Genomic DNA, 17,038 nt, shown 5'->3' with positions numbered 1-17,038 from the left:
CGCCCGCGATTGGACTCAGCCGATGCCTCCGACGCCCTCGACCTCGCAGCCCCTGGCCCCCGCCGCCCCGGAGCCGCCCGTGTCCGCCCCGTCCGCGCCCGCGCCGTACCGGCCCCCGACGTACAGCACCCACCCGGCCCTGCTGCGCCCCGCCGTCGTCAGCCGCGTGTCCGACCTGATCGGCTACACCCCGCTGTTCGAGCTGTGCGCCACCGCGACCGGCAGCCGCCTGCTGCTCAAACTCGAACACTTCAACCCCACCGGCACGGCCAAGATACGCATGGCCCGCCAGATGGTGCTCGACGCCGAGGAGCGCGGCGAACTGCGCCCGGGCGGCCGCATCATCGAGTCCACCTCCGGCAACACCGGCCTTGGCCTCGCCGTGGTCGCCGCCGAACGCGGCTACACCTTCACCGCCGTCGTCGACAACCACGCCTGCGCCGACAAGCTGCGCGGCATGAAGGCGCTCGGCACCGAACTCGTCTACGTCGTGGACGACGGCAGCGAGGACCTGGCCACCGCGGCCCGCGAGGAGCTGGCCGAGAAGATGGCGGACGCCGACGACAACGCGATCTTCACCGAGCAGCACAACAACCCCAGCAACGGCGTCGGCTACTTCCCCGTCGCCCACGAGCTGGCCGCCGCCCTCGACGGCCGGATCGACCAGCTCATCGGCGCCGTCGGCACCGGCGGCTCGCTGTGCGGCACGGCCCGGGAGCTGGCCAGGACCGTACCCGGCGTCCATGTCATCGGCGTCGAACCCAAGGGCTCCATCGCCTTCGGCCCGCCCGCCCACGACTACTACCAGTCCGGCACCGGCACGCCCGAGGGCGCCGAGATCGGCGCCCTGGTCGACTACGGGCTCATCGACGAGGGTGTGAAGGTGGGGGACGTCGAGGCGTTCGCCACCGCGCGCGTGGTCGCCCGCAGGACCGGGCTGCTGATCGGCGGCTCGGCGGGCGGCGTGGTGTACGAGGCGCTGACCCGCATGGCGGACCTGCCGCCGGAGACGACTATGGTCGCCCTGCTCAACGACGGGGGCGAGAAGTACATGGACACGGTGTTCCACGACGAGTGGATGGCCGCGCGCCGCCTGATCGACCCCGCCGTGGAGCGGGAGGTGGACGAGCTGCTGACGAAGCTGCGCGGGCACTGACCCGACGCCCGGCCCCCTCCCCGATCCAGCCCGGCCCCGGCCCCGACCCCGACAGCGAGCCGCACCGATGCCGATACCGATACCGATACCGATACCGATACGCACCCTGGTCGACGACAGCCGGGCGCTGGCCACCCTGGCCGTCCCGCTGGCCCTGACCCAGCTCGCGCAGGTCGCCCTGACCACCACGGACACCGTGATGATGGGCATGATCAGCGCCGAGGCCCTGGCGGCGGGCGGCCTGGCCATGGTCGTCTTCAACCAGATGCGCACCATGGGCGTGGGCATGGTCACGGCGGTGGGCAACCAGGTGGCGGCGGCGTCGGCGCGGCTGGAGCTGGCGGAGGCGGAGGCCGCGGCTCCGGAGGCCGTACGGGCCGGTACGGCCGAGCAGGCCCGTACGGACGCCCAGGCCCGTACCGCCGCCCAGGAGAAGGCCCAGGAGGAGGTCCGGGACATCGTCCGCGCGGCGCTGGCGCTGGCGACCCTGGCCGGAGTCGTCGGCGCGCTCCTGATCGTGCTGTGCGGCCAGGCGTTGACCTGGCTCGGCCAGGACCCGGAGGTGGTCGACAAGGCCCGGCCCGTGCTGCTGGCGCTGGCGCCCGGGCTCGTACCGGCCCTGTGGTTCCAGGCGATCCGGCAGTTCACCGTCGGCATGCGCCGCCCGCAGGCCCTGCTGCGCATCACGGTCGCGTCCATCGCCGTCAACGCCGCCCTGAACTGGGCGCTCTACCACGGCACGTGGATCCTGCCCGCGCTGCGCCTGCCCGGCATCGGGGTGGCGACGACGCTGGTGTACGCGCTGTCCTGCCTCGCGCTGTACGGCTCGGCGCGCCGCGACCCGCAGCTGGCCCCGCTGCTCGACCTGCGGATCTGGAAGGCCCGCGGGGCGACGCTGCGCAGGCTGACCGGGCTGGGCACGCCGATCGCGGCCACCTACGGCTCGGAGGCCGGGTTCTTCTTCGTCGTCGCGCTGATGGTCGGCACCTTCGGCAGCGCGGCGCTGGCCGCCCACACGGCCGTCAACCAGCTGGTCTACATCGTCTTCCAGATCGCCGTCGGCCTGTCGCACGCCGCGTCCATCAACGTCAGCCGCGAGCTGGCGCTGGGCCGCACCGAGGCCGCCCGCCGCATCAAGAACACCGCGCTGGCGTGCGCGGCGGCGGTCATGGCCGTGGTCGCCGTCGCGTACGCGGCCGCTCCCGAACTGGTCCTGCGGCCGTTCTTCGACGCCGACGCGGCGTCGGACCACGCGGCGATGTCCATCGCCACGGACCTGCTGCTGGTGGCCGCCGTGCTCCAGTTCTTCGACTGCACGCAGAACATCGGCGTGGGCCTGCTGCGCGGCCTGGACGACACCAAGGGCGGCTTCCGCGTCACGCTCGTCGGCTACTGGCTCGTCGGCCTGCCCGCCGCCTGGCTGTTCGGCCGCCTCGCGGGCTGGGACACCACGGGGGTGTGGCTCGGCCTGCTGACCGGGCTTGCCGCGACCGCGCTGCTGCTCCTGCGCCGCTACCACCGGGGCCTGGCGGCCCGTACGGACGCGCCGTTGACGGCGGACGCGCCCCCGGCGGCGGCCTGACCAGCGCCCATGGGCGGCGAGCCCGGACCCGCGGCAGCGCACGCCCGCGCCCGGGCCCGCCGCCGGGTCGGTGCGGCGGCCGACGGGCGTGAAGCGGCCCCGGGGAACGCGGAGTTCTTCTCCGCGTTCCCCGGGGCCCGTGGTCGGTCCGAGCCCCTGCCATCCGGGCAGGGGACGGGCGCGCGGCCAGGGCTGGTAGACGCCGCACCCGTTACGCGGACCGGTCAGGAGGTCCGGCCGGGAGATGTCCTCAGGCTCCCGGCCGGTCCGGCTGGAGGTGGCCCGGCCTGCCGCGCCGCCTCCGGACAGGACGCCGACGGTGCGGTACGGGCGGGCCGGGCCGAGGGGCGGGCGCGCGCGGCCTGGCCATGCCCGGCGCGGGGGATCGCCGGAAAGGGGCCGAGCGCGCCCGCCCCCGTCTCATGGGGGCGGTAGGCCCCGGTGCAGGCAGCGGCGTCCGGCGCGGACCTCGGACAGCTTCAATCGCCGCGCCGCGCCGCACGTCACGCACCGGCACGACCAGCCCTTCGACGCCCGGCCCGGGTACGCCTCGATCGGCTCGAACCCCGCCTCATGCAACTCCGCCGCCGCTTCGGCCGGAGTCACCGGAGGGGTACGGCGCCGGTCCCACGCCCGGCCCGGCCGCCCGGCCGGGACCACGGGCAACGGCGCGGGCGCCAGGCCGGGGTCAGGGTCGGGGGCGTCGGTCACGAGGGTCGGCCCGCCGATGAGCGTGCCCAGACTCACCGCGTACTTGCGATGGCAGCGGCACGCGCACCGGCCGCGCGACCGGCACAGGGCGTGCGCCTCCACGACACCGCCCGGCCGCCCGGCCACCGCGCACTGCGCCGACACCCACGCCGCTCCGCCGGACCCGCCGCCCAGGGGTACCCCCCTCCCGCTCACCGGCCGCCGCCCTTCCCGCAACGCCGCCCGCCACCACCCGGCTCGCCGCCGTCGCCGTCCGGCGGGTCGCCGTCCGGCGGGTCGCCGTCCGGCGGGTCGCCGTCCGGCGGGTCGCCGTCCGGCGGGTCGTCGTCTGGCGGGTCGTCGTCGGGCGCGGCCAGCAGCACCGCCCGCGCGTCCGCCACGGCCACCGCCTCCGCAAGGCACTCGGCCAACCGAGGGACGACGTACCGGAGTTGCGAGGGCTCGCCGTGGCCGGTGGTCAGGAGGTCCCGCGCGTGCCCCAGCAGCACCCACGCCATCTCCAGCCGCGCCGCCTCCCGCTCGTCCGACCGCCCCAGCCGCTCGCCCCGGCTGTCGGCGACCCGCAGCACCCGCGCCAGCGACCACACCAGCCGCACGCACGCGGCCCGCAACCGCCCCGCGTCCGCACGCTCCAGCACCGGCAGCCTGTCCCCCAGCGCGCCCAGCAACGTACGCGCCTCCAGCAGGTGCCGCGCCTCCCACAGGTCGGCCAGCCGCGACACCGGCCCCCGGCCCTTCGCCGCCGGACGCCCCGACCACGTAGCACGGCTTGCCGTCCACCGTCGTCCACGGCAGCAACCGCACCCCCGGCCCCATCACCGCGCGCCCTCCGCCCCGCACTCCGGGCCCGCGCCCTCCCGGCAGCGCGAGCACTCGCAGCGCGGCCACTGAGGGGACGCCGGAGCGAAGGACTTCCGCGGCTCGGCCAGGTACGAGCAGGAACTCACCTCGACCCGCTCACCGGTCTCCGGGTCGAGCCGGTAGACCCGGATCGTCATCGCCGTCACGCCCAGCCACCCCCCACCACCGGCCACGACGCCGTCACGCGCACCCGCGCGACCCGCACCCCGTGAATCCGGCGCGGCCCCACGTCGATCCCGTACGCGGCCAGCCACACCGCCCACCGCCGCCGACGCTGTAACCGCCGCTCCCGGTCCGCACGCAGCCGCCCGGCCAGCGTCGGCACGTCCGCGCCGCCCGCGCCGGGTCGCGGCAGGGCCGCGCTCGGCACCGAACCAGGCGCCGACTCCACTCGATGTCGGCCACGCGTTCGACGTCCGAAAATTCGCTTCACACAAGCGGCTAAGGCCGCTGTAAGGTCTGCCAATGTCGTCAGCTCCCTGAAAGCTGGTGGCCAAGCCCCCGGGCCGCACGCAACGCGGTTGCGGGGGTCTTGCCTTGGGACCTCACAGCATGTAGCCATACGACAGCGGGGCGTTGCACGAGTTCGTGCAACGCCCCGCGAGTGCTGCCAGCGTCAGACGCCGACCCACTCCGCGAAATGCGCCAGACTCCCGCGTCGGGTGCGCTCCCGCCGACGCAGATGAATAACGGTTTCCTTCACCTGAGGGTGATACCGCGTCTGTTGCGGCGCCAACTTCGACGCTTGCAACAGGCTCCTGAAGGCCGCATCGTCCTTCCCGGTCCACAGGTAGGAGCGAGCCACATCGACGTAAAATTGGCCAGCCCGAATTACGGGCCAATTCTGGGGGATGTGCAGCTTGCTTGCCTCCGCTATCGCTTTGCCATAATTATTCCGGTCTGCCAGGGAAGAGACTCTATGCACTCCGACGTTGGTCGGACCGAACACGTACCAGTGGATTCCTCGGGCCTTGTAGCCGATTCGATCCCTTGAAATCTCTGCGGGCGGATCTGAATGCAGCCAGCGCTCAGGCGTTACGTCGCCTGTCCGACTCGCATACCTCTCAGCTTCTTTGAAGTAGGACTCGGCTTCGCTCATGTTTCCCATGCGTGCTTCGATGAGCGCCGACGATAGACACCTTCGCCCCATTGCCGCATCGCGCTCAAGCCCGGGATCGGCATCTTCCATGCAACGAAAGCCGAGCACTTCGAGCCGCTTACCTGTGCTGAAATCGCCGGAGCGCAGACAGGCGATTGCCTGCATACTCAAAGGCATGGCTGCGATCAACGGGTCCTGCGCTCGCTCGGCCGCGTACTCTGCCCGACTCGCCGCCACAACCGAAAGGTCATGGAACCCGAGCTTGGACGTGACATTGAACGCTACGCGGTCGAGTCCGACCAGAATGGCCCAGGCCCGAGGGTCGTCGGACTCGTGCGCGACGGAAACAGCCTCGACCATCAGAGCGGGCAGCTCGATTGCCGCCGCTTTGAGGTCGGTTTTGTGCACCAGTCCGCAAACCCGGTCCCGGTCGGAGCTGATCTCATCCAATGAGCGCGGGCGGACTGACGGGTCGTGGCCAAGGTTGTGCAGGCTCAACGCTTCGCGAATCGGGTTGATCAGTATGTCAACCTGATCCTTGCGCATCTCATCGAGGTAGGGCTGGCCAAGAAGCTCTGCGGGAGCGACCCCGAGGGCGCGCGCACAGGCCGCGATGAATTCCGGGGTCGCTGGCTTCTGGCCGCATTCCACCTTGGAAACCAGCGATTTCGACACGTTGGCAAGCATCGCCAGACCCTGCTGCGTCAGGTGCCTGTCATCGCGCCGCTCCGCGATCCGAGCGCCGATGTACTTGTCGGTTGCGTCCGCCATGTCGGGCTCCGTCCTTGCGCCTACAACAAGACGGTACTCCCCGTCAGTTACCAGGAGGCGACGAGCGGCGGCCCATCATCCGATAGAGGGTCACCGCCCGAACGCCTGGTCCGGCGTGCACGCTACGAGGCACCGAGCGCACTCACGGAAGCGTGAGCACGGCGTGTGAGCCGCTGACCTGCATGAAGATAGGGGTTCCTGACGAACCGTGACCGACGACGAGGTCCGCACCAGCTCTTCCAGCAGCGCCCCCGGTCAAGGGCCGCTGGCAGCTCGACTCGGCCACCGGCACCCCGGCGGGCTCCCCGGACGCCTCGCTCGCCCAGCGCGCCATGACCCTCTCCGGCGGCGCGAAGACCGGCCCGGGCCGGGTCGACGGCGGCGCCCTGCTGCTGGACGGCACCGACGACTACGCGGCCACGTCCGGCACCCCGGTGGACACCAGCGGCAGCTTCACCGTCACCGCCTGGGCCCAGACCGCCGCCGTACCCAACCGCAACGCGACGGTGATCAGCGCCGAGGGCAACCGCCGCAGCGGCTTCGCGGTCCGCTACCGGGTCTATTCGCAGTGCACCGGGCTTCAGCCCGGTAGTGAAGCGAGTCTTTGGCCCGTTGGGACCTCGGCTGTGTGCACGGATCCGCGCTGTTCGTCTCAGCCCAGGTCAGAGTGGCCGGTTCTGCTGTTCGATGTACTGCTTCACGATGCTGAGCGGCGCACCGCCGACCGACCCGGCGAAGTACGAGCCGGACCACAGGCGCTGCGCCCGCCAGTAATGGCGGACGAGGTCGGGGGACTCCTGGCGGAGCCTGCGCGAGGACACGCCCTTGAGGGAGTTCACCAGCCTGGACACGGCGACCTTCGGCGGGAAGTTCACCAGCAGGTGAACGTAGCTGGCCTCGCCGTTGAACTCGACCAGCTCGGCCTCGAAGTCCTCGCATACGGCCCGCATGATCTCCTCGCACCGCGTCAGGTGCCGGTCGGCGAAGACGGAGTGCCGTTGTCATCGATAACCATAAACCAAATGCGTATCATGATCCGTATGCAGCTTCGGTACAGCTTCCGCCTGTACCCCAGCGCCGGTCAGCGCATGGCGCTGGCGAGGGCGTTCGGGTGCGCGCGGGTGGTCTACAACGACGCGCTCCGCGCTCGGGAGACCGCCCGCGGCGAAGGCCTGCCGTTCCCGAAGACCGGGGACCTGTCCAAGCTGCTGATCACCGAGGCCAAGCGCACCGAAGAGCGCGCTTGGCTCGGCGAGGTGTCAGCGGTCGTCCTCCAGCAGTCCCTGCGCGACCTGGACACCGCGTACAAGAACTTCTTCGACGGGCTGAAGGGCAAACGCCCGCGCATGGGCGCGCCCCGGTACAAGTCGCGCAAGGACACCCGGCAGGCCGTCCGCTTCACCGCCAACGCCCGCTGGTCCATCACACCGGGGCAGAAGCTGCGCCTGCCGAAGATCGGCGACCTCAAGGTCACGTGGTCGCGCAACCTGCCCTCCACTCCCTCCACGGTGACAGTGGTCAAGGACAGCGCGGGCCGGTACTTCGCGAGCTTCGTCGTGGAGAGCGGCCCCGGGGAAGTGCTGCCGCAGACGACGCCCGAGCTGGGCATCGACCTCGGTCTCGGGCACTTCGCGGTCCTCTCGGACGGCACGAAGATCGACAGCCCGCGCTTCCTGCGCCGGGCCGAGAAGCGCCTGAAGAAAGCCCAGCGCGCCCTCTCCCGCAAGGAGAAGGGCAGCAGGAACAGGGACAAGGCCAGGGCCCGCGTCGCACGGGCACACGCCCGCGTCGCGGACGCACGCCGCGACTTCCATCACCAGCTCTCCACCAAGCTGATCCGTGACAACCAAGCGGTCGCCGTGGAGGACCTGGCCGTGAAGGGACTCGCGCGTACGCGCCTGGCCACGTCCGTGCACGACGCCGGATGGTCGGCGTTCGTGAGCATGCTGGAATACAAGGCCGCCCGGTACGGGCGCACCTTCGTGAAGATCGGCCGTTTCGAGCCGACCTCTCAGGTGTGCTCGCAGTGCGGCGTCAAGGACGGCCCCAAGCCCCTGCACGTCCGTGTGTGGACCTGCGGGGCATGCGGGGCCGTCCTGGACCGGGACATCAACGCGGCGGTCAACGTCGCCAAGGCGGCCGGACTGGCCGTGTCAGCCTGTGGAGCGCAGGTAAGACCGGGACTCCTCCCGGCACCGCGCGGTGAAGCAGGAACCCACTCGACACCGCACCCTTCAACGGCGCGGTAGGCGGGAATCGCCGTCCTTCAGGGCGACGAGGATGTCAAAAGCCCTGCGCGGACGACGACGTGAAGAACGCCGACGGCAACAAGCCGGCCGACCTGTGCTGGGGCTACGACAACGCGACGATCTCCTTCAACGGCAAGGGCGGCGAGCTGGTCCCGGCCGGGGGCAACGAGTGGCGGCTGAAGAACGACGACGGCACGAAGATCACCCGTCTCACCGGAGGTGACCGCGACAACGGCGACAACGACAACGAGTACTGGCGGGTGACCGACCCCGACGGCACCCAGTACTTCTTCGGCTACCACAAGCTGCCCGGCTGGGCGTCGGGCAAGGAGACCACCGACTCCACCTGGACGGTGCCGGTCTACGGCGACGACTCCGGCGAGCCCTGCCACGCCGACTCGTTCGCCTCCTCCTGGTGCCAGCAGGCGTGGCGCTGGAACCTCGACTACGTCGTGGACCCGCACGGCAACGCGATGGCGTACTACTACGACAAGGAGACCAACTCCTACGGCCGCAACCTGAAGGCCGCGGACGACACCCCGTACGTGCGCGGCGGCTACCCCGACCGGGTCGAGTACGGCCTGAAGTCCGCCGACCTGTACGCCGACAAGCCCCTGGCCAAGGTCGACTTCACCAGCGCCGAGCGGTGCATCCCGCAGGACGGCGTGACCTGCGCGCCGGACACGATCGACGACAAGGCGTTCTACTGGTACGACACGCCCTGGGACCTGAACTGCAAGGCCGGCACCGACTGCGACAAGGGCCGCCTCGCCCCCAGCTTCTGGACCCGCAAACGCCTCACCGACGTCACCACGCAGGTCCTCAAGAGCGACGGCACGTACGCCGGCCTCGACACGTGGAAGCTCACCCACCGCTGGGGCATGGCCGACACCGACTACCAGTTGCTGCTCGACTCGATCCAGCACACCGGCCAGGCGGCCACCCCGGCGATCACCCTGCCGAAGACCACCTTCGCCTACACGCAGCTCGCCAACCGCCTCGACAAGACGGGCGACGGCAAGGCGCCCTTCATCAAGGCGCGGGTGTCCACGGTCGCGGACGAGTACGGCGGCCAGATCGACGTGGGCTACATCGCCCCGGCGTGCTCCTGGGACGCGCTGCCCACCCCGCAGTCCAACACCTCCCGCTGCTTCCCGCAGTACATGGGCGGCGACACCACCGACGACCCCACCCGGCAGTGGTTCAACAAGTACGTCGTGGACTCCGTCACCGCCACCGACCGCACCGGCGGCGCGCCGGACCAGGTCAACCGGTACGAGTACCTGGGCGGCGCGGCCTGGCACTACGACGATGACGACGGGCTGACCAAGGAGAAGTTCAAGACCTGGTCGACGTACCGCGGCTACGGGCACGTGCGGGTGAGGACCGGCGGCCAGGGCAGCGACGGCATGAAGTCCCAGGAAGACCACTACTTCCTGCGCGGCATGGACGGCGACCGGGCCGGGCCCGACGGCGGCACCAAGGACGTGCAGGTGAGCCTGGCCGGTGGCGAGGGCGACCCGATCGCGGACCACTCGTCCGCCGAGGGCTTCGAGTACAAGGTGGAGTCGTACTCGGCACCGGGCGGCAAGGTGCTGGAGAAGACGGTCAACCGGCCCTGGCACCACGAGACGGCCCGCCGCGTCCGCTCCTGGGGCACCGTCACCGCCAACCTCAGCGGCAGCTCCGCCACGCGCGAGTTCACCTCCCTGGACCAGGGCGCGGGCGACCGGTGGCGGCAGACCGCGATCAGCACCACCTACGACACCGTCGCCGGCCGACCAGTCCAGAAGGAGGACCTGGGTGACACGTCCACGGCCGCGGACGACCAGTGCACCCGCACCGCATACGCCGACAACACCTCCGCGAACATCCTCAACCTGCCTTCCCGCGTGGAAACCGTAGCCGTGGCCTGCGGCGCCACGCCGGACCGTACCAAGGACGTCATCTCCGACGCGCGCTCCGCCTTCGACGGCCTTGGCTACGGAGCCACACCCACCAAGGGCGATGTCACCGCCACGGCCACGCTGAAGCAGCACGACGGCACCCGGGCCACGTACCTGGAGAACGGCGCCACCTTCGACGGATACGGCCGGCAGCTCACCACTACCGACCTGACCGCCACGGTCATGGTCGACGGCGCCGCAGCCCCCGTCCGCACCCCGCGTAGTGACGGCCGCACGTCCACCACCGCCTACACCCCGGCCACCGGCCTGCCCACGCAGAGCACCGTCACCACCTCGCCCGCCAAGCCCGGCGACAACTCCACGGCCCAGACCACCACGACGGTCCTGGAGCCGCTGCGCGGCCAGCCGCAGACGCGGACGGACACCAACGGTCGGCGCACCGACTTCACCTACGACGCGCTCGGCCGGTCGTCCAGGATCTGGCTGCCCCACCTGCCCAAGGGCGGCAGTATCCCGGCCTCCTTCTCGTTCACCTACACCGTCACCGACGGCAAGCCGGTCGCGGTCGGAACCACCACCCTGGGCCTGCACAGCGCAGCGGTGCTGACCACCTACGCGCTCTACGACGGGTTCCTGCGGCCCCGGCAGACCCAGGCGCCGGGCCCCGACGGCGGCCGCCTGCTGACCGACACCTTCTACGACGCGCGCGGCCTGACGGCGAAGACCTTCGAGCCGTACTACGCCACGGGTGCCCCCGCCCGGGACCTGTTCGCGGTGGACGACGCGCTGAGCGTGGAGTCCCAGACCTGGCACACCTACGACGGCCTGGCCCGGGAGACCGAGGCCCGGCAGATCGCGGGCAACGGCGACGGCGGCGCGGTGCTCGGCACCACCCGCACGATCTACGGCGGCGACCGCACCACCGTCATCCCGCCCGAGGGCGGCACCGCCACCACCACCGTCACCGACGCCCGCGACCGCGTCACCGAGTTGCGCCAGCACCACGCGCGCGCCGCCGAGGCCGCCTACGACACCACCCGCTACGCCTACACGCCGGCCGGCGAGCAGGCCAGGGTCACCGACGCGGCGGGCAATGTATGGACGTACACCTACGACCAGCTCGGCCGCACGATCAAGACCACCGACCCCGACAAGGGCGCCACCACCAGTGCCTACGACGACCGGGGTCAGCTCGTTTCCACCACCGACGCCCGCGGCACCAGCCTCTTCTACTCCTACGACGGACGCGGCCGGAAGACCGAGCTCCGCGAGGGGTCGGCCACCGGCCCCAAGCGCGCCGAGTGGACGTACGACACCGTCACCAACGCCAAGGGCCAGCTCGCCTCCAGCACCCGCTACGAGGGCGGCAACGCCTACACGGACACGGTGACCGACTACGACCCGCTCTACCGGGTCCGCCGCCACACGGTCACCATTCCCGCAGGGGAAGGGGCCCTCGCGGGCAGCTACGAGTTCGACACGGCCTACAACAGCAACGGCACGATCCAGGGCATCGGCCTGCCCGGCGCGGGCGGGCTGCCCGCCGACACCATGGTGTTCACCTACGACTCCATTCTGCGGCCCACCGTGCAGAACGGCCCGGGGTCGGTGAAGTCGTCCGTGACCTCCTACAACCACGTAGGTCAGATCCTTCAGACGCAGGTACAAAACGGCAGCGGCGCGAAGTTCGCCCAGGTCACCAACACCTACGAGTGGGGCACCCGGCGGCTGGCCACCACCCGCGTGGACCGCATGGACGTGAGCGGCGTCGACAAGAACGCCGCCTACACCTACGACCAGGTCGGCAACGTCCGCGCCGTCTCCGACGTGTCCCGGTCCGGCACCGACACCCAGTGCTACACCTACGACTACCTGCGCCGGCTGACCGAGGCGTGGACCCAGCCGACCAAGACCTGCGCGGACACGCCGTCGGCCGCGGCGGTGGGCGGCCCGGCCCCGTACTGGCAGTCCTTCGGCTACGACAAGGTCGGCAACCGCCGCACCGAAACCCGGCACGACCCGGCGGGCGACACCACCCGCACGTACGCCTACCCCGACCCGGGCCAGCCGCAGCCGCACACCCTCACCTCGGTCACCACGACGGGACCCACCGGCACCGCGCGGGACACCTACACGTACGACGAGATCGGCGACACCGCCACCCGCACTCTGGCGGGCGACACCCAGAAGCTCGACTGGGACGCCGAGGGCCACCTGGCCAAGGTCACGGCACCCACCGGCGACGGCGGCGCCAAGACCACCACGTACCTCTACGACGCCGCCGGAACTCGGCTGATCGGCCGCACCGACACCGAGACCACGCTCTACCTGGAGAACACCGAGGTCACCCTGGCCAAGGGCGCCACAGCCCCGAAGGCCACCCGCTACATCGACCTCGACAACGGCCAGCAGGCCGTCCAGGCCGACAACGGCGGCGTCACCTTCACCATCGCCGACCACCACGACACCGGCGAACTGGCCATCAGCGCCGGCGACCTGGCGATGACCCAGCGCCGCACCACCCCCTTCGGCACCCCACGCGGCCCGCAACCGGCGGCCTGGCCCGGCACCAAGGGCTTCGTAGGCGGCACCCATGACGCGTCCACCGGCCTGACCCATCTCGGCGCCCGCGAGTACGACCCGTCCATCGGCCGTTTCCTGTCAGTGGACCCGGTCATGGACCTTGCCGACCCGCAGCAGATCAACGGCTACACCTACGGCAACAACAACCCGGCCACCTACTCCGATCCGGACGGACTACGGCCGGACGAGTGCATGGACCCCGGTATCAGCTGCTGGCTTCAGGACAACGGCGGCTGGCACGAAGAGCCGAACAAGAACTACCACCCGCACACCAAGAGCACCCCCGTACATCCCCACAAAAAGCACCACAAGCACCACAACCCGTGGGGCTTCCTGAAACCGGTCAAGAAGTTCGTCAAGGCCGCCGTCCCGGTGATCATCGACATCGCACGGATCATTCTCGACCCGCAGCAGCTCATGGACTGCGCCGACTTGGACGTGACGGCCTGCGGCCTGCTGGCGCTGGAGTCACTCCCTGCCGGGAAGGCCCTGAAAGCCGTCAGAGAGCTGAAAGCGCTGAAGAGACAACTGGAGGCGGCCAAACGGGCGGGTAAGGATCTCAAGAAGGTCGCGAAGGAAGCGCAGGAGTGCCTCACCCACAGCTTCACCGCCGGCACCACCGTCGCACTCGCAGGCGGCGGCCATAAGAACATCGAGGACGTGAAGGTCGGCGACCGCGTCCTCACCACGGACCCGGCGACCGGCCGAACCGAGGAACACCCGGTCGTCGCCACGATCATCACCGGCCACGACAAGGACTTCACCGAGCTGACGGTGAAGACCCCGCACGGCACGGCCTCGATCATCGCCACCGACACCCATCCCTTCTGGACGCCCGGCCAGCACCGCTGGACGGACGCGGGCGACCTCACCCCCGGCACCACCCTCCGCACCGACAAGGGCGAGGCGGTGGAGATCGTCGCGGTGCGCCACTACGAGCAGCGGCAACGGACGTACGACCTCACGGTGGACGGCGTCCACACGTACTATGTGCGGGCGGGCGAGACGCCGGTACTCGTTCACAACAGCGGACCGTGGTGCGGGGTCGACTCCGCAGAAGCTCAGGAAATCATCCAGAATGCCAAGGGGTATGGGTCCGGGCTGAAGCAGGATGCTGGGCACAGGGCGGCAGATTTCGTTGTCGGTGATATCGCAACGAAAGGTGTAACCACTCGACTTATTGGCGGAGATGGAGTGGAGCGCTTGTTGGTGCAGATGCCGGGAGAGATGAACGGAAAGGCTGGACGCTTTGAGTGGATAGTTGAGCGCGGCAGGAGCGGAAACCTGATCACTCATCAAAGATTTGTAAACGGAGGGTCGATGAACGGAATCCCCAACAAACCATGAACGCGATGGCTAAGTTCAAGATCCCAGGTAGCTTTGTTGTGGATCGAGTTGATCTGACGACCCGGGAAGTTGCTTACGGGAAGCATTGGGGGTGGTTGGACGATTATGCCATCGTGCAGATCTACATGCGCAAAATGCAATCCGGCCGCCCGCTGCTTGACGTGGAGGAAAGGTGGGCGCTCGCGCTCTCGGAGGAGATCCAGTCCGGGGATCTTCCGGACCTTTCGTATGAGGACCTGGGCGACTGCCGTGAGCTGTCCGCCGTGTGGATCTATCTATCGCTAGCCTGGCTCCATCAAAGAGGACTGAGCGAACAACAATTGTTCAACGTTATCGAGGAGTTGTATTCGGACTTTGAGTACCCTGAGGAGATGGAGGGCTTCGTGAAATATGTGCCTCCCCCTCCTGGGGGTAAGAACGGAATTTCTGGAATGGCCGAAAGGCTAGAGGAGTTCCTGAGGTACTCGGAGGATCTGTACCGGCAACGGTGAGTACGGGCACCGGCGGAGATGGACACATCCCCGACGCGCGACACCGCGGTGCGAGGTGGAACCTCACGGCCCGATCTCGCAACCTATGCGCTCGATCGCAAAGCGAAGTGAAGTCCGTCAACTGCGTCCTGGCGGGGCCTTCTGCGGTGGGTGACGGCAGTAGGTAACGGAAACGTCAGCGGACAGTGGCTTCGCACAGCGGCCGGGTCGTCGCCGTCGTTGCAGATCAACTGGCTGTTGGCAGGGTCGTCGAGCAGACCGTCCGCGCTCTCGTCCGTGCCGAGCCTGGCACGTGGCAGTAGAGTCCCGCCGCACCGACACCAAGCAGCGGCAGCGCGATCGCTTGCCCCGAGCCGTTCACGGCAGTAGCGACGGCAACGTCCAGGGACTTCCCCGCATATCCACGGACACCAGCGGAACGCAAATCACGCGCTGAACCTGCGAAGAAACAGGTAGTGCGGTGCTGTGTAGCACACGTACTATGTACCGGACGGGGCGACTCCGATCCTCGTTCATAATTCAGGGCCCAACTGTGGAGTTCCGTTTGGGGGTAAGAATGGCGACCACCTTGGCGGAGAGGATTTCCATGGCAGCGAATATTCCCTGGATGAGATCACCGAATTCGTGAATGGGCACACCGGTGATGGTAATCCGACGATGGGTAGGCCCTCGGCGGCTGAAGTGGAAACCACGTTGAGGCAAGCTGGGCCGCGTCAGATTGAAGGACAGAATTCATCCCGATTTGACCACAATGGGGCCCGCGTCATCGTAAAATGGGATATGCCGTGGAAATCGACAGCCTATTACCCGGGGAGATGATGGCATGATGGAAGTTCAGGCGCGTGAATGGCTTAGCCGTCACCTGGGAGCCGCCGAGGCGGACCAGTTGGAGAGAACTGCGGTAAGCGTGTCCCCTGCTCGATCGTTGGGCCTGGTCACGCTGCTACTTGCCTGGTACGAGCATGTGGCGCGAATCGAGAGTGAGATTGGCCTCCCCGACTCCGACAGGTCCGCCTGGGGCGCGCACGATTTGATTGCGGCTGACTCTCTACGGGATTTCATCGCCAGAGGATTGGAGATGATTTCCGAGAGGGGGTCGAGGAATTTCAATGCTGCCCTTGCTGAGGTGGATTCGAGATTTCTCTCGTATACGGAAGCCGAAGAACTAGGCACCCTTCCTCGGCTTGATGGCGATGAGGATAGGGTGCGTGGATGGTGGTGGACGCGCATTCCGCGCTCTGGGCCGATTCGTAGAGATCTAGACCGGTTTTCTGCGTCGTTCTAAAAAGCGCGTGTGGTCGCCTATGGGCGGCCAGAGAATGCCAGTGTGCCCCACCAGCGACTATTCCTGGTGGGGCACACTTGACGGCAGTGGCTGACGGCAACGTCAGCGGACGGCGGCTTCGGCGAGGGATGGTTGGTCGCCGTCGTCGGGCTTGCTGGTGGTCTCGGCGGTGTTGCGTAGGGTGCGCGGCCGAGGAGGTCGATGGCGTCGCGTTGGAGGCGGAGTCGGACGTGGGCGTACACGGTCGCGGTGACGCCGATGTGGGCGTGTATACCGTGGCTGAGTACAAATATGCGGCACAGGACCTGATGTGCACTTGTGGTGGATGCAGGCCTGGCGTCCTTGTTAAGCGCGACGGGGAAACCCGGAGATTCTTCGATCCGGAGACGGGAGAATTTGGATCAGCAGGTCCTCGCGGAATTATTACCTACTTCAAGCCGGATAACGAGATGGAGTATTTCAGGCGTCAGCCGGGGGTGGAGATTCCTTAGATGGGATCCTATCCATGCCACTGCTGTGGCCGCCTCGTGCACGACGCTCCGCCGGGGTCGTACCAGATCTGCCCTGTATGTGGCTGGGAGGACGACCTGATACAGCTTCGCTGGCCACAGTGTGAGAGCGGAGCCAACCGCCTCTCGCTCATCGAGGCTCAGCGGCTCTACAGGAGGCGGGAGACCGCTGATCACGATCTCGCGTTGACAGCTCGCACAGCAAGCGCCCCTTGGCCGATCGATGTTGGTTTTCGCCCTGCTGATCCGGAGGTCGATAACTTCGAGCCTACGAGGGTGATGGAGGCTGATTGGCCAGAGGATCGCACTCTTCTCTACTGGTGGAGGCCGCGCTTCTGGAGACGTCCGGAGGGCTGTGCTGGCTCCGAACGTTAGCGGCAGCGTACCTACGACCTCACCGTCTGTGGTGTCCACGCCTACTACGTGCTCGCTGAGGACACTCCGGTGCCGCAGCGGGAATGCGGTTGACGACTACTGGGAAGGGCTG

The 17,038-nt window shown here is 68.8% G+C and carries 10 protein-coding genes and 2 pseudogenes; 6 read left to right on the top strand and 6 right to left on the bottom strand.

Annotated elements, in window-relative coordinates:
- Positions 1–79 precede the first annotated feature (79 nt).
- Positions 80–1,156: a cysteine synthase family protein gene (locus tag RKE29_RS00255; protein WP_312002873.1), complete on the top strand. Its 1,077-nt coding sequence runs from the start codon at positions 80–82 to the stop codon at positions 1,154–1,156.
- A gap of 67 nt (positions 1,157–1,223) precedes the next feature.
- Complete coding sequence (locus RKE29_RS00250) at positions 1,224–2,738, top strand: MATE family efflux transporter (protein WP_312002872.1); 1,515 nt, start codon at positions 1,224–1,226, stop codon at positions 2,736–2,738.
- A 420-nt stretch (positions 2,739–3,158) separates the two neighbouring features.
- On the opposite strand, the gene RKE29_RS00245 is transcribed toward RKE29_RS00250, so the two are convergent.
- The 6 genes and pseudogenes from RKE29_RS00245 to tnpA form a co-directional block, all read right to left on the bottom strand.
- Positions 3,159–3,593 (bottom strand): hypothetical protein, encoded by a 435-nt coding sequence (locus tag RKE29_RS00245; RefSeq protein WP_312002871.1) that lies wholly within the window; start codon positions 3,591–3,593, stop codon positions 3,159–3,161.
- Between the two features lie 47 nt (positions 3,594–3,640).
- A complete protein-coding gene (locus RKE29_RS00240) occupies positions 3,641–4,171 on the bottom strand; it encodes a hypothetical protein (protein WP_312002870.1) in 531 nt (176 codons plus the stop codon).
- Between the two features lie 93 nt (positions 4,172–4,264).
- On the bottom strand, positions 4,265–4,456 hold the full coding sequence (locus RKE29_RS00235) for a hypothetical protein (RefSeq protein WP_312002869.1): 192 nt from the start codon (positions 4,454–4,456) through the stop codon (positions 4,265–4,267).
- Positions 4,453–4,680: a hypothetical protein gene (locus RKE29_RS00230; protein WP_312002868.1), complete on the bottom strand. Its 228-nt coding sequence runs from the start codon at positions 4,678–4,680 to the stop codon at positions 4,453–4,455. The genes RKE29_RS00235 and RKE29_RS00230 overlap by 4 nt, the downstream gene beginning before the upstream one ends.
- A 246-nt stretch (positions 4,681–4,926) precedes the next feature.
- On the bottom strand, positions 4,927–6,180 hold the full coding sequence (locus tag RKE29_RS00225) for a helix-turn-helix domain-containing protein (protein ID WP_312002867.1): 1,254 nt from the start codon (positions 6,178–6,180) through the stop codon (positions 4,927–4,929).
- Between the two features lie 662 nt (positions 6,181–6,842).
- Positions 6,843–7,169, bottom strand: a pseudogene (gene tnpA, locus RKE29_RS00220) (IS200/IS605 family transposase); the annotation flags it as partial.
- A gap of 51 nt (positions 7,170–7,220) precedes the next feature.
- Between tnpA and RKE29_RS00215 the strand changes: the two are divergent.
- The 4 genes and pseudogenes from RKE29_RS00215 to RKE29_RS00200 all read left to right on the top strand — a co-directional run bounded on the left by RKE29_RS00215 (position 7,221) and on the right by RKE29_RS00200 (position 16,926).
- Positions 7,221–8,429 carry an RNA-guided endonuclease TnpB family protein gene (locus tag RKE29_RS00215; RefSeq protein ID WP_312002866.1) on the top strand — a complete coding sequence of 403 codons (1,209 nt, stop codon included), beginning with the start codon at positions 7,221–7,223 and terminating at the stop codon, positions 8,427–8,429.
- Between the two features lie 38 nt (positions 8,430–8,467).
- Positions 8,468–13,948: pseudogene (locus RKE29_RS00210) on the top strand (polymorphic toxin-type HINT domain-containing protein); the annotation flags it as partial.
- Positions 13,949–14,271: 323 nt separating this feature from the next.
- On the top strand, positions 14,272–14,757 hold the full coding sequence (locus RKE29_RS00205; RefSeq protein WP_312002865.1) for a DUF2247 family protein: 486 nt from the start codon (positions 14,272–14,274) through the stop codon (positions 14,755–14,757).
- A 1,776-nt stretch (positions 14,758–16,533) separates the two neighbouring features.
- A complete protein-coding gene (locus tag RKE29_RS00200) occupies positions 16,534–16,926 on the top strand; it encodes a CPCC family cysteine-rich protein (RefSeq protein ID WP_312002864.1) in 393 nt (130 codons plus the stop codon).
- Positions 16,927–17,038 lie beyond the last annotated feature (112 nt).

This window comes from Streptomyces sp. B1866 (assembly GCF_031932565.1).
Taxonomy (GTDB): Bacteria; Actinomycetota; Actinomycetes; order Streptomycetales; family Streptomycetaceae; genus Streptomyces.
The sequence above is the reverse complement of the archived record's forward strand: the minus strand, read 5'-3'. Positions and strand labels throughout refer to the sequence as shown.